The following is a 26,453-nucleotide window of genomic DNA, read 5'->3' as shown; positions in this document are numbered from 1 at the left end:
GTGGACCGGCTCGGCGACGGCGAACTGCCCGGACCGGAGCAGATCCGGCGACTGATGCTCGCGGGCAGCGCCGGTGCGGTGCAGCGCAGCCGTGCGTTCAGCCGGCAGGTGCTGCGGTCCTGGCACTGGCTGCCGACCGCCGACGAGGAGCGGCAGTTGGTGGTCGAGGACGTCCTGCTGATGGTCTCCGAGCTGGTCACCAACGCCTGTCTGCACGCCCCCGGCGGCCCGCGTGAGCTGCGGTTGCGCTGGGACGGCGAGCGGCTGCGGGTCGAGGTCGCGGACGCGAGTCCGGTGCCGCCGAGGCTGCGCCCGTACGCCGACCCGGGTCGGCCGGGCGGGCACGGGCTGCGGGTGGTGGACCGGCTCTCCCGGTCCTGGGGCTCGGAGCCGGAGGGCGGCGGGAAGCTGGTCTGGCTGGAGGTGGCGGGCCCGCCCGTCGGCTCCGTCCGGGGCTGACGGCTGCCCCTCGGCGCCGCAGCTGTCCCTCCCGTCCGCCCCGTCCGCGGCCACGGGTGTTTCCTTCGGCCCGAACGGGATAACCGCGCTGTCGCAGGCGTCAGCGGCCAGGGAGCACCGGGCTCCGGGGCCCGGACGCGGCGAGAGGAGCCCGAGGCTCATGACGAAGCGCCCGCAGTGGGCCGGGAACCCGGCCGCCGATCGGGTCGAAGGGCTCGTCGTCGAGGCCAGGCCGTGGGCCCGGGGCACCGTGCTGGTCCTCCACGGCGAGCTGGACCTGGACTCGGTGGCCGACCTGCGGTCCGCCGTCGAGGGTGCCCTCGCCGAGCCGGCCGCCGTCATCGTGATCGACTGCGCCGGGCTGGAGTTCTGCGACTCCACCGGGCTCAACGCCCTGCTCCGGTCCAAGGCTCGGGCCGCCCTCGAGGGGAGCCGGTTCGAGCTGGCCCGGCCCAGGCCGCTGATCCTGCGCATGCTCGAACTCACCGGGGTCACCGACGCCTTCGTGATCCGCGAGGCCGTGCCGGACTGAGCCCGCCCGGCGCGGCTCCCGTCCGGGCCGCCTGCATCGTTTCCCTTCCCCCGGCCTGCCCGCCTTCCCGCCTTCCCCGGCCCGCACCGCCTGCCCCACCTGCGGCCCCGGGGCCCGCAGTGGCACAGTGGGAGCAGGGCGGCGGACCCCCGCCGTCCCCGGACCCGAGGTGCCCGGACGGCGCACCCCGGCCGTGTGGGCGATCCGGACGGTGGACGGATGGACGAGCACCCGGTACCCGGCGCCGCGGCGGCCGACCCGGCCGAGCAGGCGCTGCGGCAGTTGCTCGCGGGACTGACCGCCGTACGCGACGGGGACTTCCGTACCCGGCTCGCCCCGGACCGGCCGGGCGTGCTCGGGGAGATCGCCGAGGTCTTCAACGGGATGGCCGACCAACTGGCCCGGGTGACCTCCGAGGTGACCCGGGTGGCGCGCGAGGTCGGCACCGACGGGCGGCTCGGCGGCCAGGCGCAGGTGCCGGACGCGGCCGGGACCTGGCTGGACCTGACCGACGCGGTCAACGCGATGGCGGGCAACCTGTCCTGGCAGGTGCGCAACATCGCCCAGGTGACCACGGCGGTGGCGCGCGGCGACCTCACCCAGAAGATCGAGGTGGAAGCTCGGGGCGAGATCCTGGAGCTCAAGAACACCGTCAACACCATGGTGGACACGCTGTCCTCGTTCGCCGCCGAGGTGACCCGGGTGGCCCGCGAGGTCGGCAGCGAGGGCCGGCTCGGCGGGCAGGCGCAGGTGCCGGGCGTCGCCGGGACGTGGCGCGACCTGACCGACTCGGTGAACGTCATGGCCGACAACCTCACCGCCCAGGTCCGGGCGATCGCCTCGGTGACCACCGCCGTGGCCGAGGGCGACCTGTCGCAGAAGATCCGGGTGGACGCGCGCGGCGAGATCCTCGAGCTGAAGGAGACCATCAACACGATGGTCGACCAGCTGTCCGCCTTCGCCGGCGAGGTCACCCGGGTGGCCCGCGAGGTCGGCACCGAGGGGAACCTCGGCGGCCAGGCCACCGTCCGGGGCGTCTCCGGGACGTGGAAGGACCTCACGGACAACGTCAACGTGATGGCCTCCAACCTGACCGGCCAGGTCCGCTCGATGTCCGAGGTGGCGACCGCCGTGGCGCGCGGCGACCTGTCCCGGAAGATCACCGTCGAGTCCAAGGGCGAGGTCGCCGCCCTGGCCGACGCGATCAACACCATGGTCGACACCCTGTCCGTGTTCGCCGACGAGGTCACCCGGGTGGCCCGCGAGGTCGGCACCGAGGGCATCCTGGGCGGCCAGGCCCGGGTACCCAACGTCGCCGGGACGTGGAAGGACCTCACCGACAACGTCAACTTCATGGCGCACAACCTGACCAGCCAGGTACGCAACATCGCCCAGGTCACCACGGCCGTCGCCGAGGGCGACCTGACCCGCAAGATCGACGTGGACGCGCGCGGCGAGATCCTGGAGCTCAAGAACACCGTCAACACCATGGTGGACACGCTGTCCTCGTTCGCCGCCGAGGTGACCCGGGTGGCCCGCGAGGTCGGCAGCGAGGGCCGGCTGGGCGGCCAGGCCCGGGTGGAGGGGGTCGCCGGCACCTGGAAGCGGCTCACCGAGAACGTCAACGAGCTGGCCGGCAACCTGACCCGGCAGGTCCGGGCGATCGCCGAGGTCACCAGCGCCGTCGCGGCCGGCGACCTGACCCGCTCGGTCAGCGTGGACGCCTCCGGCGAGGTCGCCGAGCTCAAGGACAACATCAACGCCATGGTCGGGTCACTGCGCGAGACCACCCTGGCCAACCAGGAGCAGGACTGGCTGAAGTCCAACCTGGCCCGCTTCTCCGCCGCCATCCAGGGCCGCCGGGACATCCGCTCCGTCGCCGAGATGATCACCGACGAGCTGACCCCGCTGATCGGCGCCCAGTACGGCGCGTTCTTCCTCGCCGTGGAGGGCGAAGCCGACACCGAGCTGGCCCTGATCAGCGCCTACGGCCGCCCGGCCGGGGAGGAACGGCGGGTGCGGCTGGGGGAGGGCCTGGTCGGACAGGCCGCCCGCACCCGGCGGACCGTCCTGGTGGACGACCTGCCGCCCGGCTACGCCACCGTCGCCTCGGGCGCGGGTGCCGCCGACGTCCGCTCGGTCGTCGTCCTGCCGATCGCGCTGGAGGAGTGGCTGCTCGGCGTCATGGAGTTCGCCTCCGTCCACTCCTTCACCGAGGTCCACCGCGACTTCCTGGAGCAGTTCACCGAGGCCTGCGGCGTCAACATCGGCACCCTGCTCGCCAACGCCCGCACCGACGAGCTGCTCGGCGAGTCCCAGCGGCTCACCGCCGAACTCCAGGCCCGATCCGAGGAGTTGCAGGAAGGACAGCAGGAACTGCGGCGCTCCAACGCCGAGTTGGAGGACAAGGCCGCCCTGCTGGCCCAGCGCAACCGCGACATCGAGGCGAAGAACCTGGAGATCGAGCAGGCCCGCCAGGAACTCGAGGAACGCGCACGGGAGTTGACCCTGGCCTCGATGTACAAGTCCGAGTTCCTGGCCAACATGAGCCACGAGCTGCGCACCCCGCTCAACAGCCTGCTCATCCTCGCCCAGCTGCTCGCCGAGAACACCGGCGGCAACCTCACCCCCAAACAGGTCGAGTACGCGGGCGTGATCCACTCGGCCGGCACCGACCTGCTCCAGCTCATCAACGACATCCTCGACCTCTCCAAGGTGGAGGCCGGGAAGATGGAGCTGACCCCCGAACCCTTCGCCGTGCGCGAGCTGCTGGAGTACGTGGAGTCCGGCTTCGAGCCGCTGGCCGACCAGAAGGGCCTCACCTTCGAGGTGACCGTCGGCCCGGCCGTCCCGGAACGGATCGTCACCGACCAGGCCCGGCTGCGCCAGGTACTGCGCAACCTGCTCTCCAACGCCGTCAAGTTCACCGACGCCGGCCGGGTCGAACTGCGGATCGAACGCGCCGAAGGGCCGGACCTGCCGCCCGAACTCGGCCGCCCGCAAGCGGCGGTGGCCTTCCACGTCGAGGACACCGGGATCGGCATCGACCCGGACCACCTGGACACCATCTTCGGCGCCTTCCAGCAGGCCGACGGCTCCACCGCGCGACGCTACGGCGGCACCGGCCTCGGCCTGTCGATCAGCCGGGAACTCGCCCGGCTGCTCGGCGGCACCATCACCGTCCGCTCCACCGTCGGACGGGGCAGCAGCTTCACCCTCTACCTGCCGCTCGGCGAACCCGAACAGCCGTCGGACCACGCCCCGCACGCCGCGCCGCAGGTCCTGGTGGTCGAGCCCGACCCGCCGGCCCTGCTCTCCCAGCTCGCCCGCTCCGCCGTCGCCGAACTGGGCGGATCGGCACCGCCGGTGCGGGTCGACGGGGTCGGCGACGAGGCCGCGCTGCGGGACGCGCTCGCCGGCGGCCCGTACCGGTGCGTGCTGCTCGACCTCGCCCGCTCCGCCGGCCTCGCACCCGCCCTGACGGACGCCGCGGCGGCGGGCACACCCGTGCTCGGGTACGGCGGCGAGGGCGACACACCCGGGAGCGTGGAGCGCGCCCGGGGACTGGACGACCTGCGGGAGCGGCTGATCCGGCTGCTCGACGACGGGCCGTCGGCGGCGGGGGAGGCGGCGGCGAAGGGGGAGGCGGGGGCGCAAGGAGCGGATCCCGTCCAGGACCCGGCGGCCCCGCAGAGGGCCGACCCGCTCGCCGGACGGACCGTGCTGATCGTCGACGACGACATCCGCAACGTCTTCGCCCTCACCGCGGCCCTGGAACAGCACGGGCTGACCGTCCTGCACGCCGACGACGGCCGCGCCGGACTCGACCTGCTGCGTGCCCACCCGGAGACCGACCTCGTCCTGATGGACGTCATGATGCCCGGACTCGACGGCTACGCGGCCATCGAGGCGATCCGCGCCGACACCCGCTTCGACCGGCTGCCCGTCGTCGCCGTCACCGCCAAGGCCATGCCCGGCGACCGGGACCGCAGCCTGGCCGCCGGCGCCGACGACCACGTCACCAAGCCGGTCGACACCGTCCACCTGCTCGACCGCATGCGGACCCGGCTGGACGCCTTGTGACCACGAGCCGACCGGACCCGCCATGACCGCCGCGCGGGAACCCGCGGACCGCCCGGAGCCGCAGCCCGTGGGCGCCGCCGCGGGGCAGGAACCTGCGGGCGACGCGGCGCGGGAGGCCGCGGACCGCGCGGCCCGGGCGTTGGCCGAGACCGTCCGGCGGCTGCAAGGGGCCGCCACCCGGGCACACGCCGAGGCGCGGACCAGGGCCGCCGTCGACCTCGCCACCGGCATCCTGGCCGAGCGGCTCGGCCTGCGGGTCGCCGAGGCCGCCGCGTACCTCGCCCGGCTGGCCCGGGAGGCGGGCGTGCCGGTCGCCGGGCTGGCGGCGGACATCGCCGGGCTGCCGGAGCCGGCCCCCGAGGCGGGAACCTTCGGGGCCCCCGGCGCCGACCCGCGCGACCTCGGTGCACCCGACGTCGGTACGTCCGACCTCGGTACATCCGACGGCAGTGCGTCCGACCTCGACGCGCTCGACCCGGACCTGCCCGAAACCGGCTCGCCCGTCGCGCCCGCGCTCGCCGCCGCGTCCGACCTGCAGCGTGCCGCCGAGGCCGTGCTGGACCAGACCGGCGCGGCCCTCGGCGCCCGTGCCGTGGCCGTCTGGCTGCGGCTGCCCGGCGGCGTGCTCGCCCTCGCCGCGCATGCCGGGCTGTCCGCCGACGAGACCGCCGCCTGGGACCGGGTGCCGCCCGGCGTCCTCACCCCCGCGCAGTGGGTGATCGGCGGCGGGGTGGCGCTGTGGCCCGGTGAGCCGGGGACCGACGCGCCCTCGGTGGGCGTCGGCTCCGCCCGGGCCGTCCTCCCGCTGGTCGACCAGGGCCGCCGCCGGGGCGCCCTGGAGCTGGTCTGGTCCGGCTCCGCCCCGGCGCTCGGCCCGCCCCAGCACCGCCGGCTGTACGCGCTCGCCGACCTCTGCACGACCCTGCTCGGCCCGCCCCGCGAGCCCGTGACGCCCGAGGAGACCGCCGCCCTCCTGGAGGGGCTGCTCACCCCCGCCCTGCTGCTGGAACCCGTCGTCCGGGACGACCGGGCCGCCGACTTCACCATCCGGCGGTTCAACGCCCGGTTCCGCGACCCGCTCGGCCGCCCCCGGGACACGCTGGAGGGCGCCTCACTGCTGGAGTCCTACCCGGTCGCCTGCGCGGCGGGCCTGCTCGACCGCCTGGTCCACGCGTACGAGACGGGCACGCCGTGCCCGGCCGAACGCGTCCGGCTGGCCTTCCAGGACACCGGGGCCGCCGGCCCCGCCGCCGCCCTGCTCGCGGTCGTCCCGCTCGGCGGCCGACTGCTGGTGTGCTGGCAGCTGGACGACGAGCGGGCCGAGGAGGACGAGCGGACCGCACTGCTGCGCCAGTCCCACCGGCTCGTCCGGGTGGCCGGCTTCGAGGAGCGGCCGGCCGAGGGCCGGATCCGGTGGAGCGACGGGCTGCGCGAGCTCTACGGGCTGCCGCCGGACGCGGCGCCGGTGCCGCTGGCCCGGCTCGCGCGGCACACCCACCCGGACGACCGGCCCGCGATCCGCCGCCTGCTGGACACCGTCCGGCACCGCCACCGCACCGCCTCGGCCGTCATCCGCCTCGACCGGCCCGACGGCACCCACCGCTTCACCCGGGTGATCGCCGAGCCCGTACTCGACGACGCCGGACAGCTCACCGCGATCCGCGGCGCCTACCACGACGTGTCCGCCCAGCACTGGACGGAGGTCGCGCTCGGCGCCACCCGGGAGCGGCTCGCCGACAGCGAGCAGGAGTCCGCCGAACGGGAGCAGCTGGCGCTGCGGCTCCAGCAGGCCATCCTCCCGGCCGCACCGCCTCCGCTCGGCGTCACCGGTGTGCACGCCGCCGTCCGCTACCGCCCCGCCGCCCAGCGCGACCGGGTCGGCGGCGACTGGTACGACGTCATGCCACTGCCCGACAAACGGGTGCTCCTCGCGGTCGGCGACGTGGCCGGACACGGCGTCGGCGCGGCCACCGGGATGGTCGCGCTGCGGCACGCCCTGCGCGGCCTCGCGGTCACCGGCGCCGGCCCGGGCCGGCTGCTGGAGTGGGCCAACGCCGTCGCCCTGCGCGAACCCGGGCAGGTCACCGCGACCGCCGTCTGCGTGCTGCTCGACCCGGCCGACGGCGAGCTGCGCTGGGCCCGGGCCGGCCACCTGCCGCCGATCCGGCTCGGCGCCGACGGCGCCCACGTGCTGCCCCTGCCGCACGGCGTGCTGCTCGGCGCCCTGGACGACGCCCAGTACGGGGAGAGCACCGCCCGGCTCGACCCCGGGGACGTCCTGCTGCTCTACACCGACGGGCTGGTCGAGCGCCGGGACCACCCGGTCGAGGAATCCGTCGAGCAGCTGATCCGCGCGGCCGGAGCCCCCGGCCCGGACCTGGAGCAGTACCTGGACCGGCTGCTCGAACTCAGCCCCGCCGACACCGACGACGACACCTGCCTGATCGCCGTCCAGACCGAGTAGGGCCACGGGGCAGCACCGGGGGCCGCAGGACACGGCCCGTTACGGACCGCACGGTCCGGGTAGGCGCGACCTGTCGGGGGCGCAGAACGGGACGGAAGGGACCCCCATGTTGCTGCTAGGACTTCTGCTGATGTCGGCGTCCGGCGCGTTCGTCGGGCTGCTGATCGCGGACAACCTCTCCGGCGGGCCCGACTACCAGGTCACGATCCTGGGAAACGACCTCGTGACGTTGAACACTCTGGGCGTCTTCCTCTCCGGCGTGGCCCTCGCGCTGCTCTTCTGCCTCGGCCTCGCCCTGATGCGGTCGACCCGGCGGGCCGGGCGTGCGGTGGGTGCGGCGCGACCGGCACGGCGCCGGGTGGCGTACCAGGAGGCCGAACCGGTGGAGCCGGTGGAGCCCGTCGAGCGGGTGGAGCCGGTAGGGCGGTCCGCCCCGGCGGAGCGCGCGGCGCCGGTCGACGGCGAGCGGGCCTACGACGATCGCCGCGCAAACGACGAACGGGCCTACGACGAACGGGCCTACGACGACCGGGCCTACGGCGAGCGCTCCTACGACGACCGCCGCGCCAACGACGAACGCGCCTACGGCGACCGCGCCGCCCAGGCGACGGGCTCCGACGAGGGGTTCGCGCGGCCGGATGAACCGCCGTCAGAGGAACAAGCCGCCGAGCAGGGTGGCCGGGAGGCGTCACCACAACCGGGAGGCCGGATCCGTCATCTGTTCGGCCGCTGACCGAAGCCCGCACACGGACCGAAGCCCGTCGAGTCGGCACGGAGGAGAGGCGATCGCATGTCGAGGGCCCGGGCGCCCTCCGTCCGCCCGGCCGCGCAAGCGGTGCGGTTGCCACTCGCGGGCCGGCGAGGGGCGGCGGCCGAGGCGCGCGCCGTCACCGCCCGGTTCCTGGCCGACGTGCCGGACCGGGCCGTGGTCGCCGACGCCGTGCTGCTGGTCTCCGAACTCGTCGGCAACGCGCAGCGCCACACCGCCGGCCCCGGCGCACTGCTGCTCGTCCGGACCGACGGCGCGCTGCGCATCGAGGTCAGCGACCCCAGCCGCCGCCCGCCGATGCCCCGGGCACCATACGGCGACGACGGATCGGGGGGCCTCGGACTGTTCCTGGTGAACCGGCTCAGCCGGCGCTGGGGCTGGCGCCCGCTGGGCCCAGGGAAGGCGGTCTGGTGCGAGCTGCGGATGCCCGCGCAGCGGTGTCCGCCGGGCCCAGGCGGGTAGGTGCCCCGAGTAAGCCGTCCACGGCGGACCCGGCAGCCGCCCCACCGGGGCGAGCGCACCGGGACAAGCCCGTAGAGCCTGCCCATCCACCACGGGAGGCCACCATGGACCTCGCGTTCCTCACCCCGCTGCTCGACCGGCCCGGCCCCTGGGCCACCGTCTACCTCGACACCGACCGTGCCACCGAGGACGCCGTCCGGCGCCGGGCGCTGATCGACCGCGCCGCCGTGCACCGGCTGGCCGACGCCGGCACCGACGAGGACACCTGCGCGGCCGTCCGCGACCACCTGGCCGCCGAACCAGCCGCCGGCTCCCCGGCCGGGCGGGCGCTGTTCGCAACCGACGGTGAGGTGGCCCTGGACGTCCCGCTCGCCGTCTCCCCGCCCGACGTGGCCGCCACCTGGGCCCCGCTTCCGCACACCAGCCCGCTGGTCGGCCTGCTGGACGACGCCGCGCCCGCCTGCCTGCTCGCCGCCGTCGACCGCACCGGCGCCACGCTCGAGCGGTACGAGCTCGGCCGCAGCGACCCGCTCGGCACGGTCGAGAGCCCGCAGTGGCAGGGCCGGGGACACCGCGCCCCGCCCGCCGACCGCTACGAGTGGCACTACCGGCACCGCGTCGAGGACACCTGGGACCGCACCGCCGGGATCATCGCCGACCACCTCGCCCGGGTCTGGCCGGACAGTGGCGCCCGCCTGCTCGTCCTCACCGGGGAAGCCCGTGAGCGCCGGGCCGTCCACGACCGGCTGCCGAGGCAACTGCAGCCCCTGACCGTCGAGTTGGAAGGCGGCGGCCGGTCCGACGGGAACATCGGCGAAGCCTTCGGCCGGCGCCTCGCCGAAGCCTGGGACGACCACCGCGCCCGGCACCTGGCCGAGGTGCTGGAAACCTTCCACACCGCCGTCGGCCGCCCCGGCGAGCACGGCACCGACAGCGCCGGCACCGAGACCGCGCCCGGGCCGGCCGCCCGGGGCATCCCCGCGGTGGTGAGCGCCGCCCGGCAGCACCAGCTCGCCGCGCTGCTCCTACAGGCGAGCGGCCACGACCCGGAACGCCCGGTGTGGACCGGTCCCGAACCCGAACACCTCGGCGTCCACCGGGCCGACCTGCGCAGCATGGGCGTCGCCCACCCGGCACAGGCCCCCGCCGCCGACGCCCTGCTGCGCGCCGGCGCGGCCTCCGGGGCCGAGGCGCTGCTCGTCCCGGACACCGTCCCCGGGCCGCCCGGAGGCCTCGGCGCGGTCCTGCGCTGGCCCGCCTGACGGCCGTTCGCCCCACCTGACGGCGGCGCGGCCCGCCTGACGGCCGTTCGCCCGCTACCGCTCGCCGACCCCGGGCAGCACCGGCTTCACGTCCAGCACCGGGGTGCCGTCGATGGCCTCCAGGTCGCTGACCCGCAGCCGCAGGCCGTCCACGGCCAGGACGGTGACCCGGTGCAGCCCGATCGGGTTGGGCCGGTCCGGCGAGCGGGTGGCGAACACCCCGGTCTCCGGCCGGGAGCGCTCCCCGCGCGGATGCACCGCGAGCACCTCCCGGTCGGCCCGGTCCAACCAGGTCAGCAGCAGCACCTCCTGGCCGACCGCCAGGTCCCGCAGCCCCCGGCCCACCGACGCGTCGAACGCCACCCACGCGGCCGGCCCGCCCTCGTCCCCCTGCCGGGGCGCCCCCGCCCGCTCCAGCAACGGCGACTCCACCCGCCCGATCACCCGCACCTCGAAGCTCTGCTCCGGTTCGCCCCGCCCGGGGAAACCCGTGTCCGTCATTGCGCCCTCCGTTGCAGTCCGGGACTCCGTCCGCCAGCACCGTAGCGGGCCCGACCGTCGGCGGCCGGGTGCTCGGCGGCGGGTGTCAGGAGCTGATGCCGACGGCGTGGCGGTAGGTGGCCGGGTCGGGGAGGAAGTCCAGCATGGCCCGGGCCACGTCGGCGCGGGGCATGCTGTTGCCGGCCGGGCCGGCCTCGACGGCGTGGCGGTACCGGCCCAGGCCGGGCTTGTCGGTGAGGCGCGGGGGCCGTACGGCCGTCCAGTCCAGGCCGCTGTCGCGCAGGACGCGCTCCATGGCTTCGAGGTCGGTGTACACGTCCTTGAGGACCGCCCACAGCAGGGGCCCGAACAGCTTCGCGGTCGCGAAGGCCTGGCCGGTCCCGGCGCGGTTGAGGGGCGCGGCGCTGACGACGAGGAGGCGCCGGACCCCGACGGCTGCCATGGCGGTGGCCGCCGCGCGGGCGGAGGTCGAGGCGGGCTTGAGGGGATCGGAACGGCCGGCCTGGCCCATGCCGGAGAGGACGGCGTCGGCGCCCTCGATCACCGGCTTCAGGGAGGCGGGGTCGAGGGAGTCCGCCCTGACCACGGTCAGCCGGTCGTGGTGGACGGTCAGCCGGCCCGGGTCGCGGACGGCGGCCGTGACGTGGTGTCCGTCGGCGAGCGCATGGGCGACCAGATGGCGGCCGACGCCGCCGGTGGCGCCCAGAACAGCGAGTTTCATGACCCCTCCCGGGGGTGGGTGAGTGCTCACTTCCTTCTTCTTCGATGGTGAGTGAGTACTCACCCACCTGTCAAGGTAGGATCACGTCCATGACGCATGACGGACATGACGGAACCGAGCCGCTCACCGGGGCGGCGCTGACCCGGGCGCGGGTACTCGACGCCGCCGCCCGCCTGCTCGGCACGGTGGGGCTCGTCCGGGCCACCACGAAGGAGATCGCCCGGGAGGCGGGCTGCTCGGAGGCGGCGCTGTACAAGCACTTCCGGGACAAGGAGGAGATCTTCGTCCGTGTCCTGCGCGAACGCGCCCCGCGTCTCGCGGCCGCCGTCGCCGAGCTGCCCGGCCGGGCAGGGGAGGACACGGTCGGCGAGCACCTGGAGGCGGTGGTCCGGGTCGCCGTCCCGTTCTACCGGCAGTCGTTCCCGATGGCCGGATCGCTCTTCGCCAGCCCCGAGCTGCTCGCCGCCCACCGCGCCAAGCTCGGCGACTCCGGCCCGCACCACGTCGGTGTGCACCTGGCCGACTACCTGCGCGCCGAGCAGCGGCTCGGCCGCGTCTCCACGGCGGTCGACCCGGACGCTGCCGCGATGCTCCTGATCGGCGCCTGCTTCCACCGCGCCTTCCTGGAGCTCTTCTACGCCGGTGAGGGCCCGGCCGAGGCGATCCGTCCGGTCACCCTGGACGAGTTCGCGACCGCGACGGTGCGGGCCCTGCTCGACGGAATCCGGTGACTCGGCGCCATCCGGGGACCCGGCGCCATCCGGGGACTCGACGGCCTCCGCTGATCAGTGGCCCGAGGGCGACGGACGCTCAGCGCCCGGGCGCGAGGTAGCGGCGGCCCGGTATCTGCTCGAAGATCAGGTTGGTCCGGGTCTGGGCTACCGCCGGGTGGGTGGTGAGGTGGTCGACCACGAAGTCGCGCAGCGCCTCGGGGCCCGCGACGCCGACGTGCAGCAGGTAGTCGTCCGAGCCGGCCATGTGGAAGACGGCCAGGACGCCGGGCAGGTCGGGGGCGGTGCTGCGGAAGCTCTCGTTCTGCTCGCGGGTGTGGGCGCGGAGCCGGACCGAGATCATCGCCTGGAGCGGCAGCCCGATCGCGGCGGGGTCGAGCTCGGCGCGGAAGCCGCGGATGATGCCGCGTTCCTGGAGCGCCCGGACCCGGGCCAGGCAGGTGGAGGGGGCGATGCCGACGGCCGCCGCGAGGGCGTTGTTCGGGAGGCGGGCGTTGTCGGCCAGGGCGCGGATGATCGCCCGGTCCACGTCGTCGACCGGTGCCCGCCGGGCCTGCGGATTGTTCGGCATGCCCGCCAGGATGGCAGCCGTTTCCGCAGATTCGCAAACCTGATCGACACCGGATCGAATGTTCTTCGGAGGAGCTTCCCGTGGGCGGCGAAAGGTTCCATCCTTGCCGCGACCGGCGAACGCCCGTCGCCACCCACCGTGAGCCCGGAGTGCCCTGCCCATGAGCCCGACCGCGTCCGCCACCTTCGCCCCGGCCGCCGACCCGGACGCCGCCGCCCCGACGGCCGTCGACCCCGGCCCGGAGCTGGCCGGCGGCGACTTCGCGCTCCCGGCCGGCGGACTGGACGACGCACAGCGGCTCCGCGCACTCGACGCGGTCGACGAGTACCTGACCCGCAAGCGCAAGCACCTGGTCGGGTACCAGGCCACCCAGGACATGCAGGGCACCGCGCTGGACCTGGCCCGGTTCATGCCCAACAACATCAACAACCTCGGCGACCCGTTCCAGAGCGGCGGCTACAAGCCCAACACCAAGGTCGTCGAGCGGGCCGTCCTCGACTACTACGCGAAGCTGTGGCACGCCGAGCGCCCGCACGACCCGGCCGACCCCGAGTCCTACTGGGGCTACATGCTGTCCATGGGCTCGACCGAGGGCAACATGTACGCCCTCTGGAACGCCCGGGACTACCTGAGCGGCAAGGCGCTGATCCAGCCGCCGACCACCCCCTTCGACGCGCTGCGCTACGTGAAGGCCACGCCCGACCGGTCGAACCCGAACGCGCACCACCCGGTGGCGTTCTACTCCGAGGACACCCACTACTCCTTCGCCAAGGCCGTCCGCGTCCTGGGCGTCGAGACCTTCCACGCCGTGGGCCTGGAGAAGTACGCCGACGAGTGCCCGCTGGTCGACCCCGTGACCGGCCTCCGCACCTGGCCCACCGAGGTGCCGTCCAGCCCGGGGCCGTCCGGCCTGTCCTGGGACGGCCCCGGCGCGATAGACGTCGACGCCCTCGCCACACTCGTCGAGTTCTTCGCCGCCAAGGGCCACCCGGTCTTCGTCAACCTCAACCTGGGCAGCACCTTCAAGGGCGCCCACGACGACGTCCGCGCGGTCTGCGAGCGGCTGCTCCCGATCTTCGAGCGGTACGGCCTGGTCCGCCGCGAGGTGGTCTGCGGCACCGACCCGGTGACCGGGGAGCCGCTGGTCGACGTGCGCCGCGGCTTCTGGATCCACGTGGACGGCGCGCTCGGCGCCGGCTACGCGCCGTTCCTGCGCCTGGCCGCCCAGGACCCGGAGGCGTACGGCTGGACCCCCGAGGTGGAGCTGCCCGAGTTCGACTTCGGCCTGCGGCTGCCCAGCGCCGAGTGCGGCGAGGTCGACATGGTCTCCTCGATCGCGATGAGCGGCCACAAGTGGGCCGGTGCGCCGTGGCCGTGCGGGATCTACATGACGAAGGTGAAGTACCAGATCTCGCCGCCGTCCCAGCCGGACTACATCGGCGCGCCGGACACCACGTTCGCCGGCTCCCGCAACGGCTTCTCCCCGCTGATCCTCTGGGACCACCTGTCCCGGTACTCCTACCAGGACCAGGTGGACCGGATCCGCGCGGCCCAGGAGCTCGCCGCCTACCTGGAGCGGCGGCTGGTCGCCATGGAGCGGGAGCTCGGCGTCGAGCTCTGGCCGGCCCGCACCCCGGGCGCCGTCACCGTGCGGTTCCGCCAGCCGAGCCCGGAGCTGGTGGCCAAGTGGTCGCTGTCCTCCCAGGACGTGCTGCTGGTCCCGGGCGACGAGACCACCCGGCGCAGCTACGTGCACGTCTTCGTGATGCCCTCGGTCGACCGCGCGAAGCTGGACGCCCTGCTGGCCGAACTCGCCGAGGACCCGGCGATCCTGGGCCTACCGGTCGAGGACGCTCACCGGTCCCCGGCGTTCGGGTAGGCGTTGACGCCCTGCCCGTCGATGTCCGCCCCCCACTCGTCCGCACCGACGGCGCCCACGCAGTAGCCGACGCCCTGCACGGTGCCGCCGGCCTCCTGGCACTGCTCGGCGGTGACGTCGTACGGGAGCGCCCAGGCGGGGGCGCCGGCGGCGCAGACGAGGAGGGCGGTCGCGAGCGGGACGGCCAGGCGGGCCGACGGTGAAGTGATCATGCGCCCTACGACAGCACGGAGTCGGGACGACGGCGAGTCCGGAGCGGCCGTTCGCCGCCCACCAGGTCGGGTCGCTCTCCGCGGGACTGCCGGACCGCCGGCCTGCGGGCCTGCGGGCCTGCGGGACTGAGCGGGCTGTGCGGCCGAGCGGCTTTGGTTCCCGGCTGCCCGACCAGGCATGATCGGGGCATGGTCGAACGAGTCATTGCAGCGTGTGACGGAGCAGCCAAGGGCAACCCGGGCCCGGCGGGCTGGGCGTACGTGGTGGCGGACGCCCAGGGGGCGCCCCAGCGCTGGGAGTCCGGGGCGCTCGGGCACAGCACCAACAACGTGGGCGAGCTGACGGCGCTCCAGCGGCTGCTGGCGGCGACCGACCCGGCCGTGCCGCTGGAGGTGCGGCTGGACAGCACCTACACCCGCGACTCGGTGACCAAGTGGCTGAAGGGCTGGAAGCGCAACGGCTGGAAGACGGCGGCCGGCAAGCCGGTCGCCAACCAGGAGCTGATCCAGGCGATCGACGCGCTGCTGGAGGACCGGGACGTCACCTTCGTCTACGTCCCGGCCCACCAGGTGGACGGCGACCCGCTGAACGCCATCGCCGACAAGGCCGCCAGCGACGCCGCCCGCACCCAGCGGGACGCCTCCGGCACCGCCGCCGACCTCCCCGAGCCCGACCCGGCCGCCGCCCCGAAGCCCCGCACCACCCGCCCCGCCTCGGCCGGCAGCCCGGCGAAGCGCACCTCCTCGGGCACCGCCCGTACCCTCGCCGCCCGTTACCCCGGCACCTGCCCGTGCAGCCGCCCGTACGCCAAGGGCGACAAGATCACCAAGGTCGGCAGCAGCTGGGGCCACCCGGAGTGCGTCGCGGCCCACGCCTGACAGCGGGTACCTGGACCGCCGTCGCGCTGAGTCCGCCGGGGCTCCCGTCCGTACATCCCGGTGGGAAGGTCCCGGCGGAGCCGGAGGTGGGTGCGGTGATCGTCTCGGCGACGGCGGAGTTCCATGTCGGGGACCGGGTGTGGGTCTATCGCGAGTCGTCCTACGCCGCGGTCGAGAGCGCCGTCGTCGTGGCCGCCCCGGTGGACCGCAGCCTGCGGCTGGAGTTCACCGACGGTCACCGCAGCCATCTGCGGTCAGGCCGGGTCGAGTTGTCGGCCAGGCGTGCCGTGCAGGCGGTGTAGGGGCGGAACGCGACCGGCCGGCCGCAGGTGCGGCCGGCCGGTCGTGGTGGCGGGGTCGAGCTGGATCAGGTCTCCTGCGTGATCTCCTTGATGTCCTCGAAGCTCATGCCCAGCGAGTTGAACGCGCGGGCCTGGGACTCCGGGACGCCGAGCTTGGCGAGCTCCTTGAGCTGGGCGTCGGTCAGCGGTGCCGCGGTGGTGGCCGGGCCGCCCTCCGGGGCGAGGCCGCCGCCGGGGCCGGCGGCGAGGCCGAGCACCGCCTTCGTCAGGTCCGCGCTGGTCATCTTCACCGCGCCGGCCGGAACCTGGACGTTCGGGGCCGACTGGTTGAAGGCGAGCTTCACCGGGAAGTTGACGCCCGGCTCGATCTTGTCCTGCAGCTGGGCGAGGTCGAACGTGGCGGAGGAGAAGGCGCCGTTCTTCAGGTAGAGGTCGACGCCGACCTTGCGGTCCGGCACGTCGCTCGGGGCCTGGCTCGGGAACTTCCCGAACTGCTGCGGGAACTTGTCCGCGACCGGCTTGACGGCCTTGAACATCTCGTCCACCAGCTGGCGGGCCGGGGCGCTCAGCCAGATGTGCTCGGCGCCGTCCTTCTTGCCCTTGTCCTCGTACGTGACGGTGCGGCTGAGCACGTCCTTCAGCGAGTTGACGAGCTGTTTGGCGGCCTCCGGGTCGGCGGTGGGCGCGGCGCTCGGGGTGGCCTTCTTGCCGTCGTTCTTCTTCGCCTCGTCGGCGAGCTCCTGGAGGTCGAGCGAGACCCACGTGCCGGCCAGCACCTCCTTGACCGGGCCCATGTCCGGCGGCAGGTCCTTGCTGACGGCGTCCACCTGGGACGGGTCCTCGCCGACGAGCTTGACCAGGCCCTTGGCGTCGACGTGCAGGTAGCCCGTGGCGTCGACCTGGCGGTACTCCAGCAGCGCGGTGCCGTTGCGGTCGGAGAGCACGTAGGAGATGCGCACCGACTTGTCGAGCGTCAGGTCGTTGCCGGCGGCCGAGCCCTTTGCGCTCTTGAAGGCGTCGATGTCCTTGAGCGGCTTGTCGCCGGAGACCGCGACGGCGAGTGTGAGCCCGGACAGCGCCTTGGCGCTCTTCTCGTCGATCTGTCCGTCGGCGCGCTTGCGTCCGGCGCCCTTGCCTCCGACGCCCTTCTCCCCGGTGGCCTTGGCGAAGGCGACGATCTGCTCGGGGGTGGCGTCGATGGAGAGCGCGAAGCCGGCCGACTTGCCGTCACCGACCTTGTCGAAGGCCTTGGACACCTTCTGGGCGGCGGAGAGCTGCTCGACGGTGCCGCAGGCGGCGAGACCGGTGGCGAGGACGGAAGCGGTGACGGCGACGGGTATCGCACCGCGAGCGGCCTTGCGGATGGCGGTGTTGATGGTGCAACTCCTGTGTGACTGGGCCCGATCGGACTGACGGGCCTTTCCTCCCCTGCGGCATGCAGCGCCACAGCGCCTACACAGGTGAACACATTATCAGCAAGTAGTCACACGATTATTTGGCCCAGGCTTTAACCAATCCGGCCCGAGAACGCCCGATGCGGCCTGATCCGTCGTCCGCCCGCCGGGCGATGGCGGTGGCCGCCGCGCTGACCAGCGGAAACATGGCAAAACCTTTGCCAGGAAGGGATGTTCAGAGCCCGCCCACCACCTGCTAACCTCAGCCGATTTCCCGCCGGGCAAGGTCGGCGGACACGACGGGGTAAGAGGTACCGAAAGCATGGCAATACGCCGGGCGAAGCAGAAGGCCCAGGTCATCGAGAAGCTCTCGCAGGTGGCGCCGCCGGGGGAGACGTTCATCGCGTGCGTGCACGTGGAGACCGGCCCCAGCCCGTGGCTCAACGCGGTCTTCGACGAGGTGCCGCTGCTCGGCCTGATCGTCGCACTGACCCGTCAGTTCTACTTCCTGACGCTCACCAACAGCTCGATCGTGGTCAACACGGCCAGCCGCTGGACCAACCGCCCCGGCGAGGTGGTCGCGGTCTTCCCGCGGAACGCCTTCCCGGTGAGCCGGGTCAAGCGGGCCTCGATCTGGAGCTCGATGTACCTGCAGCTGCCCACCAGCACCAAGCCGACCCGGCTGAACATCCACCGCTACTGGCGGGCCGAGATGGACCAGCTGAGCACGGCCTTCCCGCCCGGGTCGATCGACCCGTCCTCGCAGCCGTTCGAGCTCGCGCCCACCGGCATGCCGTACCCGGGGCAGCCCGGCCAGGCATACCCGCAGCAGGGCCAGCCCTTCCCGCAGCAGCAGGCCTACCCGGCGCCGCCCGCGCAGCCGTACCCGCCGCAGCAGGCCTACCCGGCCCCGCCGGCCCAGCCGTACCCGCCGCAGCAGCAGCCGTACCCGGCGGCGCAGCCCTACCCGCCGCAGCAGGCCTACCCGGCGGCCCCGGCCCAGCCGTACCCGCCGCAGGCGTCGCCCTACGGCGGCCAGCCGGGCTACCCCGGGCAGCAGTGACCTCGCCGTAGGCGGCCTGAACACGCGTCGGCCCCGGCTCCCCGATGGGAGCCGGGGCCGATCGGCTTTCCGTGACTACTGCCCCTGCAGGGCGACGACGACGAAGACCACCACGACGACGACGATCCCGACGAGCACGCCGATCACCGTCGGCGTCAGCCGGTCCCGGAACTGCTTCGCCGGCTTCACCCGCTGCGTCGCGTCCGTGCTGTACTCCCACCAGTTCACCAGCCGCCGGAAGTTCACCTCGAAGTCCGCGGCCGGGTAGATCGCGCTGGTCTGCAGGCCCGGCAGCGAGCGGCGCCGCCCGTCGGTGAGGTGGATCCGCGCCGCGTACGACGTCGAGCCGTTGCTCTTGGTCTCCCGCACATCGATCCAACGGACCTCGTGCCACGGGTAGGTGCGGCCGCGGCCGACACCCCAGCAGACGGTGACGCCGTCGCCGCCGACCCGGCTCCAGCAGCGCCAGCTCAGGACGAAGGCCGGGACGGCGAGCACCAGGGTCCCGAGGACCAGCCAGAGTGCGCCCCAGGTGCCGAGCTTCATCCCGCCGAAGACGAGTTGGAGCACGATCACGACGAGGAGCGGCCCGAGGTTCGACCACGAGGGCCGGAACAAGTCCTTCCCCCGGAAGATCAGTTCGTTCACACGGCGCAGATTACGCCTGCGCCCCCGGGCCGGAACAGGGGGGTGCGGATCACTTCCCGGGGACCTCCTCGCCCGCTACCTGCGGCCCTTCCGGCCGGCGGTCGCGGCCGACTCCCGGAGGGTGCGGCGCGCCGCGCCCAGGGTGAGCAGGCCCCACAGGACGGCGGCTGCGGCGGTGACGTAGAGGCCGCCGCCGCGGAAGGACAGGTCCTCGTCCAGCGAGGCCGGCGGGGCCCAGCCCTCCGGGTCGACCAGGACGTTCATGGTGGTGCCGACGTCGGACCTGCCCGAGCAGCCGAACCCGCCGACCTGGCCGTGCGGCAGCGGCTGCCCGTCGGCGCGGCGGATGTCGCAGGTCCAGCTCACCTTCCCGCTCCGGTCCTTCGCGCTGTGGGCGCCGGTGACCACGACCTCGGTCTTCACCGCGCGATGGGACAGGATCTGCGCGCGGATGCTCGTCGTCGGAAGCACCATCAGCAGCACACCGAGCAGGACGGCCGGCCAGATCACCCAGCCGCGGGCCCGGACGACCCCCATGCCGATGATGCCCGTCGACAACACCAGGAACGCGGGGATCGTGCAGAGGAGCTGGTAGTCCGGGTCGGTGGCGATCGCCAGCAGGCCGACCATCAGCACCGGGGTGAGCAGCCCGACCAGCCACGCCGTCCGGCGGACCGCCCGCGGCGACAGCTCCGGTGCCGGGCGCCTGCGAACCCGCTTCGGCGGCCGGACCACCCCTTCGGCGAGCGGTCTCTTCTGCTTCTTCCTGCCTGCCATGTGGCCCCCGTCCGGTGGTGCGGTGGTGCGTTCTTTTCGTGCCCACTGCCGTGCCCGCTGCCGTGGCCATTGCGGTGCCCGTTTGCGGTGCCCGTTTGCCGTGCCTGCGACAGTGTGACCGCAGTCCCCGACGGCCGGAAGAGCGGGGGCAGGCAGGGCGGTCCGGTGACCGCCTGTTCGCTGGTTCGTGCGGGTGTTACCGGCGAGTTCACCGAATGCTCGCCCGACGTCTTGCGGTCCGTGCCGACCGGCACGTTGGATACACAACATCCCGCGACCCGACGGGTCCACGACACGCCCCACGGAGCCCAGATGCCGCTGTCGTCCGTCCGCCGTGCCCTCGCCGCCGGCGCCGCCGCCACCGTGCTCGCCACGCTCGGCGCCGCCCCCGCCTCGGCCGAGAGCGCGCCGGCCGCCACGTCGACAGAGAAGAGTGCGCCCCCGCTCGACGTGCTCACCTACAACGTGTTCCTGATGAGCACCACGCTCTACCCCAACTGGGGCCAGCAGTACCGGGCGCAGGCGGTCACCTCGGCGGACTTCTTCCAGGGCCACGACGTGGTCGTGCTGGAGGAGGCCTTCGACAACGCGGCCTCCGACGCGCTGACCGCGAAGGCCTCGGCCGCGTACCCGTACCACACGCCCGTGGTCGGCCGCTCCACGAGTGGCTGGGACGCCACCTCCGGCAGCTACAGCTCCACCACCCCCGAGGACGGCGGGGTCACCCTGCTCAGCAAGTGGCCGATCCTGCACAAGGAACAGTACGTCTACAAGGACGCGTGCGGCTCGGACTGGTTCTCCAACAAGGGCTTCGTCTACGCCGTGCTGGACGTCGACGGACGCCGCACCCACGTGGTCGGCACCCACCTGCAGTCCACCGACTCGGGCTGCACCAGCGGCCAGGCGGCGGACATCCGCGCCAAGCAGCTCACCGCGATGCGCGGCTTCCTCGACGCCAAGCGGATCCCGGCCGGCGAGCCGATCGTCCTCGCGGGCGACCTCAACATCGACTCCCACGGCTCCGAGTACCAGGCGCTGCTGGACAACGGCAACCTCGCCCCGGCGTCCGCCCGCACCGGCTGGCCGTACTCCTTCGACACCGCCGACAACTCCATCGCCGCCTACCGCTACCCGGGCGAGCCCAGGGAGGACCTCGACTACGTGCTCTACCGCGCCGACCACGCCCGCCCGCAGCAGTACACCAACCAGGTCGTCCGGGTGCACAGCGCGCCCTGGACGGTGAGCAGTTGGGGCAAGAGCTACACCTACACCGACCTCTCCGACCACTACCCGCTCGCCGCGCACTGACGCCGCGCGGGCTGCCGAAGGGGCAGCGGGGTGTGGGATGCGTCACCGTCACGCCCCGGAGGCGGTTCGGCCCCTTACGATCCTGAACGCCGAGGTCGGGCGCCGTCGTACCCCGGCGGCGCCCGCCCGGTGACCAGCGATCGGCCCGAGGAGAAGCGCACGTGACCACCCCCACCACCGCGCCCGACAGCTACTACCAGCGCACCGGCGAGAACCGCTACAAGCCCACCCTCCAGGCCCAGGGCGCCTGGCACCCCGACGAGCAGCACTTCAGCCCGCTCGGCGGCCTGATCGTCCACGCGATCGACCAGTACCGTGCCGGCCGCCCCGGCAACGGCCTGGCGCTGACCCGGATCAGCTTCGACATACTCGGCCTGATCGCCCTCGAGGAGTTCGAGGTCACCGTGGAGACCGTCCGGCCCGGGCGCACCATCGAACTGGTCGAGGCCACCGTGATGATCGGGGAGCGCGCCGTCGTCCGGGCCCGCGCGTGGTTCCTCGCCGAACTCGACACCGCCGCCATCGCCGGGACCCACGACCAGCGGCTGCCCGCGCCCGAGGAGTTCGAGCCCTGGACGATGAGCGGGCTGTGGGGCGGCGGCTACATCTCCTCGATCGACGTCCGCCGCCGCGAGACGGCCCCCGGCCGCGCCGCCGCCTGGATCTCCAGCCGGGCCGGACTGGTCGCCGGAGAGCCCAGCAGCCCGCACGCCTCCTTCATCGCGCTGGTGGACACCGCCAACGGCATCGCCGCCCGGCAGGACCCCACCGAGTGGATGTTCCCCAACACCGACCTGACGATCCACCTCCACCGCCGCCCCGAGGGCCCCTGGACCGGCCTGGACACCAGCGTCAGCTTCGGCCCGGCCGGTCACGGTGTCACCAGCACCGTCCTGCACGACGAGTACGGGCCGGTGGGCCGCGCCGAGCAGATCCTCACCGTCCGCCCGCAGAACGGGAGTTGACCGGCCCGACGATCGCGCCGGTCAATCCGATGCGGCCGTGATGCCCCGAAGCGCCTCCGACGGCGCCGCCCTCTGAGGGGGCGGCGCCGTAGCGGTGTGCGCTCAGGAGGGCGGGCTTACGCGGGCAGCGAGTCCATGAAGGAGCTGACGGAGAAGACCGCCCGGCCCGGGCCGGCGGGGCCGTAGCCGGGTGGCGAGGAGAGCCCGAACTCCTCCAGGGTCGCGCGGTAGGTCTGTAGCAGCCGGATGTGGTACTCCAGCGGTGCGCCCTGCGGGTTGGCCTTGCCGAGCGGGGTGGTGGGCTCGGGGCACCAGGTGGTGAAGCGCGGGACCACGCCGTGGGACATGAAGAAGCGCAGGCCCTCCTCGGTGGAGGCGATCGCCTCGTCGACCGTGGTGAAGCCGAAGGGTTCGGCCATCTCCACGCCCGCGACGAAGTTGGGGATCACGTTCTCCGGCCCGAACACCTCGGTGGAGTCGAGGATCCGGCGGTGCCACTCGTCGCGCCCGACGTAGCGCTCCTTGCCCGGGCAGTACAGCTCGAAGAGCCGCCGGTCCCACACCTCGAAGTTGGGGTGGTAGATCCGCACGCCGTAGTCGTGGAAGCGCTGGACGTCCTCGCGCGGCAGCGCCTGGGCCACCACCTTGCCGATCCAGCGGCCGGGGAAGCGTTCCTCGATGGCCTTGGCGTACTGCCCGTAGAAGTCGGCCTCGTCCCGGCCGCCGACGTGCGAGGTGATCGCGCCGCCGGTGAGGGTGTACGCCTGGGAGGCGCGGGCGGTGTCGTGCTCGTCGATCAGTGCCAGCGCCTCCAGCACCTCCTCGACCGGCTTGACCCCGGTGTACGGGCGGCCGGCGGCCTTGTGCTGGCGCCAGTTGTGGTTGATGTCGCAGTACTGGCACTCCTCCTTGGCGCCGAAGTACTGGCAGACCCGGAACACCGTGAGGTAGATCAGGTAACCCCACTGGATGGTCGGGGCGACCTCCATCACCGACTTCCCGTTGGCCAGCGTGTGCCGGTAGTAGTCGGGCATCGGCGGCAGACCGACGTCGGCGATCCGCGCACCGTCCAGGTAGAGGCCGAGCGTGCCGTCCTCCCCGGCGCCGACCCGGTACGGCGAGTCCGGGTTGACCCGCACCGACACCACCGTGCGGCGCAGCCCGTACGGCCCGCCGGTCAGCACGATCTCCTCCGGCGGCCGGTTGAGCGCGGCGGCGCCCAGCTCGGGCAGGGTGCGGTGGTCGAAGGAGAAGATGAAGTACGACTTCGGCTTGACCTCGCCGCCCCCGTCGGTGCCGGCACTGCCGCTGAGCGCGGACTCGTCGAAGGCCATGCCGCCCCGCAGCAGGTCCTCCTTGATCACCGCCTCCCGGGGCACGTCGGGATAGCGCTCCATGAGCCCCTCGATGAGTGCGGTGCGGCTGCGGGCCTGGCTCTCCATGCGCTGGTCTTCCTTCCTGGCTCCGATCCTCCACGGAGCCGTGGCCATTCTTCTCCCCCTTACGCGCCCGGCCGTGCCCGGCCACGCGAAGGAAGACCGACAGGTCGTCGACGATGTCGGCGGCACGGTGGAAGCTCCGGGCCCAGGGCGTGTTCGAGGAGTTGGGCCGACCAGAGGATCCCACCGGCCCAGAGGTCGGCCGGCCCGCGTTCCAACGGGTTCTCCGGAGTGAGGTCGGCCATCTGCATTCGAACAAACCCCGCCGCGAAGGGCACAACGCCGACGGCCGGAACGGGACACGGGTGGGGTGCGCCGGGTTGACGCGGGGGGCCGGGGGCGTCGAGGGGGTCGATGCGGGGCGGGGCGCCCTGTGCGGGCAGATGCATGACAGGGGCGCAACCAAACGCCGCCAGCATGAACGTTCACCCTATCGGGTGTAGAAGATCGTCCGTTGCGTTCCGGAACGGGCCTTCGCGCCTACGGTTGGGAATCGAGCGAAGACGGGGTCCGTTGCCAGGAGTTCCCTTCGCGGCGGGCGAGATGACGACCCGTCATATCGTGCGATCCTTCTCAGAGGAGGCTTCATGCCCCTGTGTGTCCGAGCGGACTCACCACCCGGGCCCGCCGCCGCCCCGGCGGTGGGCTCATGAGCTCCCCGGCGATCGAGCGGATCCTGCGCGGGCCCACCGGACTGGGCACCGCCGGGCTGCAGTTGAGGCCGCAGGTCCCGGCGCCTGAGGCCGTGACGCCTGAGGTCCCGGAGCCCGAGGTCGCGGTCCCCGAGGTGTCGGCCCCCGAGGTCGCAGCCCCGCAGGTCGCGATCCCCGAGGTGTCGGCCCCCGAGGTCTCGGCTGCGGAGACCCCGGTGTCCGAGGCCGTGGTGTCCGAAGTCGTGGTGTCCGACGTCCAGGTGCCGCCCGTCCCTGCCTTGTCCGTTCCTGCCCTGTCCCTCCCCGCCTTGTCCGTCCCCGCCCTGCCCGGCGTGGCGGCGCTCGGATCGGCCGCGCTCGGGGTGGCTCCGGCCGCCAAGGCTCCGAGCGGTGGCAAGCCCAGGACCGGCGACCCCATCCCCGGTCTCTACCACCACCCGATCGCCGAGCCCGACCCGGTCCGGGTGGAGGCGCTCAGCCTGAAGATCAAGGCCTGGGCGATCGACGAGATCGAGCTCTACCCGCCGGAGTGGGAGAAGGACTTCGACGGGTTCTCCACCGGGCGCTACATGGTGGCCTGCCACCCCGACGCACCCAGCATCGACCACCTGATGCTCGCGGCCCGCCTGATGGTGGCCGAGAACGCGGTGGACGACTGCTACTGCGAGGACCTCGGCGGATCGCCGGTCGGCCTGGGCAGCCGCCTGCTGCTCGCGCACACCGCGATCGACCCGCTGCACACCACGCCGGAGTACCACCCGGCCTGGGAGGCTTCGCTGTCCGAGGACGCCCCCCGGCGCTCGTACCGCTCGGCGATGGACTACTTCGTCCGTGCCTCCACGCCCTCCCAGTCGGACCGCTTCCGGCACGACATGGCACGGCTGCACCTGGGGTACCTGGCCGAGGCGGCCTGGGCGGAGACGGACCACGTGCCGGAGGTGTGGGAGTACCTGGCCATGCGCCAGTTCAACAACTTCCGCCCCTGTCCGACGATCACCGACACCGTCGGCGGTTACGAGCTGCCCGTCGAGCTGCACGCGTTGCCCGCCATGCAGCGGGTGATCGCGCTCGCGGGCAACGCCACCACGATTGTCAACGACCTGTACTCGTACACCAAGGAGCTGGCCGGCCCCGGCCTGCACCTGAACCTGCCCGTGGTGATCTCCGAACGCGAGGGCGTCTCGCGCAAGGAGGGCTACCTGAAGGCCGTCGAGGTCCACAACGACCTGATGCGCGCCTTCGAGGCCGAGTCGGCCGCCCTGGCCGTCGCCTGTCCGGTGCCGACTCTGGTGCGCTTCCTGCGCGGTGTGGCCGCGTGGCTCGACGGCAACCACTACTGGCACCAGACCAACACCCACCGCTACACCCTGCCCGACTTCTGGTGACCACTCGCCCCCGGCGGTGACACCCGAGCTCGGCGACGACACCCGTGCTCGGTAACCATTCTTAAGAACCTTGGAGTTGACCCATGTCCCTGACCGACGACCGCACCACCTCCGGCAAGGCCATCCCCGGCCCGGCGACTCCGTACCAGGGCGACATCGCACGCTACTGGGACCACGAGGCTCGCCCGGTCAACCTTCGTCTGGGCGACGTCGACGGCCTCTACCACCACCACTACGGCATCGGCGAGATCGACCAGGCCGCGATCGGCGACCCGGCCGACAGCGAGCGCGAGAAGAAGGTGATCGCCGAGCTGCACCGCCTGGAGTCCGCCCAGGCCGACGTGCTGCTCGACAACCTCGGCGCCATCCCGGCCGACGGCACCCTGGTCGACGCCGGCTGCGGCCGCGGCGGCTCGATGGTGATGGCTCACCAGCGCTTCGGCTGCCGGGTCGAGGGCCTGACCCTCTCCACCCAGCAGGCCGACTTCGGCAACAAGCGCGCCGCTGAGCTCGGCATCGGCTCGTTCGTCCGCTCCCGGGTCGCCAACATGCTGGACATGCCGATCGAGACCGGTTCGGTCGCGGGCTCCTGGAACAACGAGTCCAGCATGTACGTCGACCTGCACGACCTGTTCGCCGAGCACTCCCGGGTGCTCAGCGTCGGCGGCCGGTACGTGACCATCACCGGCTGCTGGAACCCGCGGTACGGCCAGCCGTCGAAGTGGGTCTCGCAGATCAATGCCCACTTCGAGTGCAACATCCACTCCCGCCGCGAGTACCTGCGGGCGATGGCCGACAACCGTCTGGTGCCCCAGGCCGTCATCGACCTGACCCCGGACACCCTGCCCTACTGGGAGCTGCGGAACACCACCTCGCTGGTCACCGGCATCGAGGAGGCGTTCATCGAGTCCTACAAGGACGGCTCGTTCCAGTACGTGCTGATCGCGGCGGACCGGGTCTGACCGAGGTCCGATCCGACCGAAACACCGACGGC

At 73.2% G+C, this 26,453-nt stretch carries 24 protein-coding genes; 16 read left to right on the top strand and 8 right to left on the bottom strand.

Translation table 11 applies throughout. From position 1 onward, the window contains the following. The 7 genes from ACIBEC_RS20740 (at position 1) to ACIBEC_RS20710 (ending at position 10,031) form a co-directional block, all read left to right on the top strand. On the top strand, positions 1 to 459 hold the full coding sequence (locus ACIBEC_RS20740; protein WP_396288247.1) for an ATP-binding protein: 459 nt from the start codon (positions 1 to 3) through the stop codon (positions 457 to 459). Between the two features lie 160 nt (positions 460 to 619). Continuing rightward, positions 620 to 991 carry an STAS domain-containing protein gene (locus ACIBEC_RS20735; protein WP_360501726.1) on the top strand — a complete coding sequence of 124 codons (372 nt, stop codon included), beginning with the start codon at positions 620 to 622 and terminating at the stop codon, positions 989 to 991. Positions 992 to 1,210: 219 nt separating this feature from the next. Beyond that, the gene (locus tag ACIBEC_RS20730) at positions 1,211 to 5,074 is read left to right on the top strand and encodes a HAMP domain-containing protein (protein ID WP_360501729.1); all 3,864 of its coding nucleotides are present in this window, start codon (positions 1,211 to 1,213) and stop codon (positions 5,072 to 5,074) included. Positions 5,075 to 5,096: 22 nt separating this feature from the next. Beyond that, positions 5,097 to 7,538 carry a SpoIIE family protein phosphatase gene (locus tag ACIBEC_RS20725; protein WP_360501732.1) on the top strand — a complete coding sequence of 814 codons (2,442 nt, stop codon included), beginning with the start codon at positions 5,097 to 5,099 and terminating at the stop codon, positions 7,536 to 7,538. Between the two features lie 106 nt (positions 7,539 to 7,644). After that, positions 7,645 to 8,271: a hypothetical protein gene (locus tag ACIBEC_RS20720; protein ID WP_360501734.1), complete on the top strand. Its 627-nt coding sequence runs from the start codon at positions 7,645 to 7,647 to the stop codon at positions 8,269 to 8,271. 57 nt (positions 8,272 to 8,328) lie between these two features. After that, complete coding sequence (locus tag ACIBEC_RS20715; RefSeq protein WP_360501737.1) at positions 8,329 to 8,769, top strand: ATP-binding protein; 441 nt, start codon at positions 8,329 to 8,331, stop codon at positions 8,767 to 8,769. A gap of 104 nt (positions 8,770 to 8,873) precedes the next feature. Further along, the gene (locus ACIBEC_RS20710; RefSeq protein WP_360501740.1) at positions 8,874 to 10,031 is read left to right on the top strand and encodes a hypothetical protein; all 1,158 of its coding nucleotides are present in this window, start codon (positions 8,874 to 8,876) and stop codon (positions 10,029 to 10,031) included. A gap of 54 nt (positions 10,032 to 10,085) precedes the next feature. Here ACIBEC_RS20710 and tsaA read toward each other — a convergent pair whose 3' ends face one another. Together tsaA and ACIBEC_RS20700 are read right to left on the bottom strand one after the other, a co-directional pair. Further along, positions 10,086 to 10,532, bottom strand: a complete 447-nt coding sequence (tsaA, locus tag ACIBEC_RS20705) for a tRNA (N6-threonylcarbamoyladenosine(37)-N6)-methyltransferase TrmO (RefSeq protein ID WP_360501742.1) — start codon at positions 10,530 to 10,532, stop codon at positions 10,086 to 10,088. A gap of 85 nt (positions 10,533 to 10,617) precedes the next feature. Continuing rightward, on the bottom strand, positions 10,618 to 11,253 hold the full coding sequence (locus ACIBEC_RS20700) for an NAD(P)H-binding protein (RefSeq protein WP_360501745.1): 636 nt from the start codon (positions 11,251 to 11,253) through the stop codon (positions 10,618 to 10,620). 89 nt (positions 11,254 to 11,342) lie between these two features. Between ACIBEC_RS20700 and ACIBEC_RS20695 the strand changes: the two genes are divergently transcribed. Further along, positions 11,343 to 11,984 (top strand): TetR/AcrR family transcriptional regulator, encoded by a 642-nt coding sequence (locus tag ACIBEC_RS20695; RefSeq protein WP_360501747.1) that lies wholly within the window; start codon positions 11,343 to 11,345, stop codon positions 11,982 to 11,984. Between the two features lie 79 nt (positions 11,985 to 12,063). Here the strand turns inward: ACIBEC_RS20695 and ACIBEC_RS20690 are convergent, their stop codons facing one another. Next, positions 12,064 to 12,555: an Lrp/AsnC family transcriptional regulator gene (locus tag ACIBEC_RS20690; protein ID WP_360501750.1), complete on the bottom strand. Its 492-nt coding sequence runs from the start codon at positions 12,553 to 12,555 to the stop codon at positions 12,064 to 12,066. Between the two features lie 160 nt (positions 12,556 to 12,715). Here ACIBEC_RS20690 and ACIBEC_RS20685 point away from each other — a divergent pair, with 160 nt between their 5' ends. Beyond that, positions 12,716 to 14,434: a histidine decarboxylase gene (locus ACIBEC_RS20685; protein ID WP_360501753.1), complete on the top strand. Its 1,719-nt coding sequence runs from the start codon at positions 12,716 to 12,718 to the stop codon at positions 14,432 to 14,434. Here ACIBEC_RS20685 and ACIBEC_RS20680 read toward each other — a convergent pair. Further along, on the bottom strand, positions 14,410 to 14,646 hold the full coding sequence (locus tag ACIBEC_RS20680) for a hypothetical protein (protein WP_360501755.1): 237 nt from the start codon (positions 14,644 to 14,646) through the stop codon (positions 14,410 to 14,412). The genes ACIBEC_RS20685 and ACIBEC_RS20680 overlap by 25 nt on opposite strands. Positions 14,647 to 14,835: 189 nt before the next feature. On the opposite strand from ACIBEC_RS20680, the gene ACIBEC_RS20675 reads away from it, so the two are divergent. Together ACIBEC_RS20675 and ACIBEC_RS20670 are read left to right on the top strand one after the other, a co-directional pair. Continuing rightward, positions 14,836 to 15,525: a ribonuclease H gene (locus ACIBEC_RS20675; protein ID WP_360501757.1), complete on the top strand. Its 690-nt coding sequence runs from the start codon at positions 14,836 to 14,838 to the stop codon at positions 15,523 to 15,525. An 86-nt stretch (positions 15,526 to 15,611) separates the two neighbouring features. Further along, a complete protein-coding gene (locus ACIBEC_RS20670) occupies positions 15,612 to 15,827 on the top strand; it encodes a hypothetical protein (protein ID WP_360501760.1) in 216 nt (71 codons plus the stop codon). Between the two features lie 65 nt (positions 15,828 to 15,892). On the opposite strand, the gene ACIBEC_RS20665 is transcribed toward ACIBEC_RS20670, so the two are convergent. Continuing rightward, positions 15,893 to 17,083 carry a hypothetical protein gene (locus ACIBEC_RS20665; protein ID WP_360501763.1) on the bottom strand — a complete coding sequence of 397 codons (1,191 nt, stop codon included), beginning with the start codon at positions 17,081 to 17,083 and terminating at the stop codon, positions 15,893 to 15,895. 460 nt (positions 17,084 to 17,543) lie between these two features. Here ACIBEC_RS20665 and ACIBEC_RS20660 point away from each other — a divergent pair, with 460 nt between their 5' ends. Next, positions 17,544 to 18,284 (top strand): hypothetical protein, encoded by a 741-nt coding sequence (locus tag ACIBEC_RS20660; protein ID WP_360501766.1) that lies wholly within the window; start codon positions 17,544 to 17,546, stop codon positions 18,282 to 18,284. A 75-nt stretch (positions 18,285 to 18,359) separates the two neighbouring features. On the opposite strand, the gene ACIBEC_RS20655 is transcribed toward ACIBEC_RS20660, so the two are convergent. Continuing rightward, positions 18,360 to 18,932 carry a PH domain-containing protein gene (locus ACIBEC_RS20655; protein WP_360501769.1) on the bottom strand — a complete coding sequence of 191 codons (573 nt, stop codon included), beginning with the start codon at positions 18,930 to 18,932 and terminating at the stop codon, positions 18,360 to 18,362. Between the two features lie 75 nt (positions 18,933 to 19,007). Continuing rightward, positions 19,008 to 19,709 carry a hypothetical protein gene (locus tag ACIBEC_RS20650; protein WP_360501771.1) on the bottom strand — a complete coding sequence of 234 codons (702 nt, stop codon included), beginning with the start codon at positions 19,707 to 19,709 and terminating at the stop codon, positions 19,008 to 19,010. Between the two features lie 312 nt (positions 19,710 to 20,021). Here ACIBEC_RS20650 and sph point away from each other — a divergent pair, with 312 nt between their 5' ends. Continuing rightward, the gene (gene sph, locus ACIBEC_RS20645) at positions 20,022 to 21,017 is read left to right on the top strand and encodes a sphingomyelin phosphodiesterase (RefSeq protein WP_360501774.1); all 996 of its coding nucleotides are present in this window, start codon (positions 20,022 to 20,024) and stop codon (positions 21,015 to 21,017) included. 161 nt (positions 21,018 to 21,178) lie between these two features. Further along, complete coding sequence (locus ACIBEC_RS20640; RefSeq protein ID WP_360501777.1) at positions 21,179 to 21,982, top strand: thioesterase family protein; 804 nt, start codon at positions 21,179 to 21,181, stop codon at positions 21,980 to 21,982. 116 nt (positions 21,983 to 22,098) lie between these two features. Here the strand turns inward: ACIBEC_RS20640 and ACIBEC_RS20635 are convergent, their stop codons facing one another. Next, positions 22,099 to 23,424 (bottom strand): radical SAM protein, encoded by a 1,326-nt coding sequence (locus ACIBEC_RS20635; protein ID WP_360501779.1) that lies wholly within the window; start codon positions 23,422 to 23,424, stop codon positions 22,099 to 22,101. Positions 23,425 to 24,070: 646 nt separating this feature from the next. Between ACIBEC_RS20635 and ACIBEC_RS20630 the strand changes: the two genes are divergently transcribed. Beyond that, a complete protein-coding gene (locus tag ACIBEC_RS20630) occupies positions 24,071 to 25,459 on the top strand; it encodes a family 2 encapsulin nanocompartment cargo protein terpene cyclase (RefSeq protein ID WP_360501782.1) in 1,389 nt (462 codons plus the stop codon). 83 nt (positions 25,460 to 25,542) lie between these two features. Beyond that, positions 25,543 to 26,421 (top strand): geranyl diphosphate 2-C-methyltransferase, encoded by an 879-nt coding sequence (locus ACIBEC_RS20625; protein WP_360501784.1) that lies wholly within the window; start codon positions 25,543 to 25,545, stop codon positions 26,419 to 26,421. The last annotated feature ends 32 nt before the right edge of the window (positions 26,422 to 26,453 follow it).

Origin of the sequence: Kitasatospora sp. NPDC051164 (assembly GCF_044455625.1) — a bacterium.
In the GTDB taxonomy this organism is placed as follows: Bacteria; Actinomycetota; Actinomycetes; order Streptomycetales; family Streptomycetaceae; genus Kitasatospora.
Note: the sequence above shows the minus strand (reverse complement) of the source record. Positions and strands in the feature narration are given on the sequence as shown.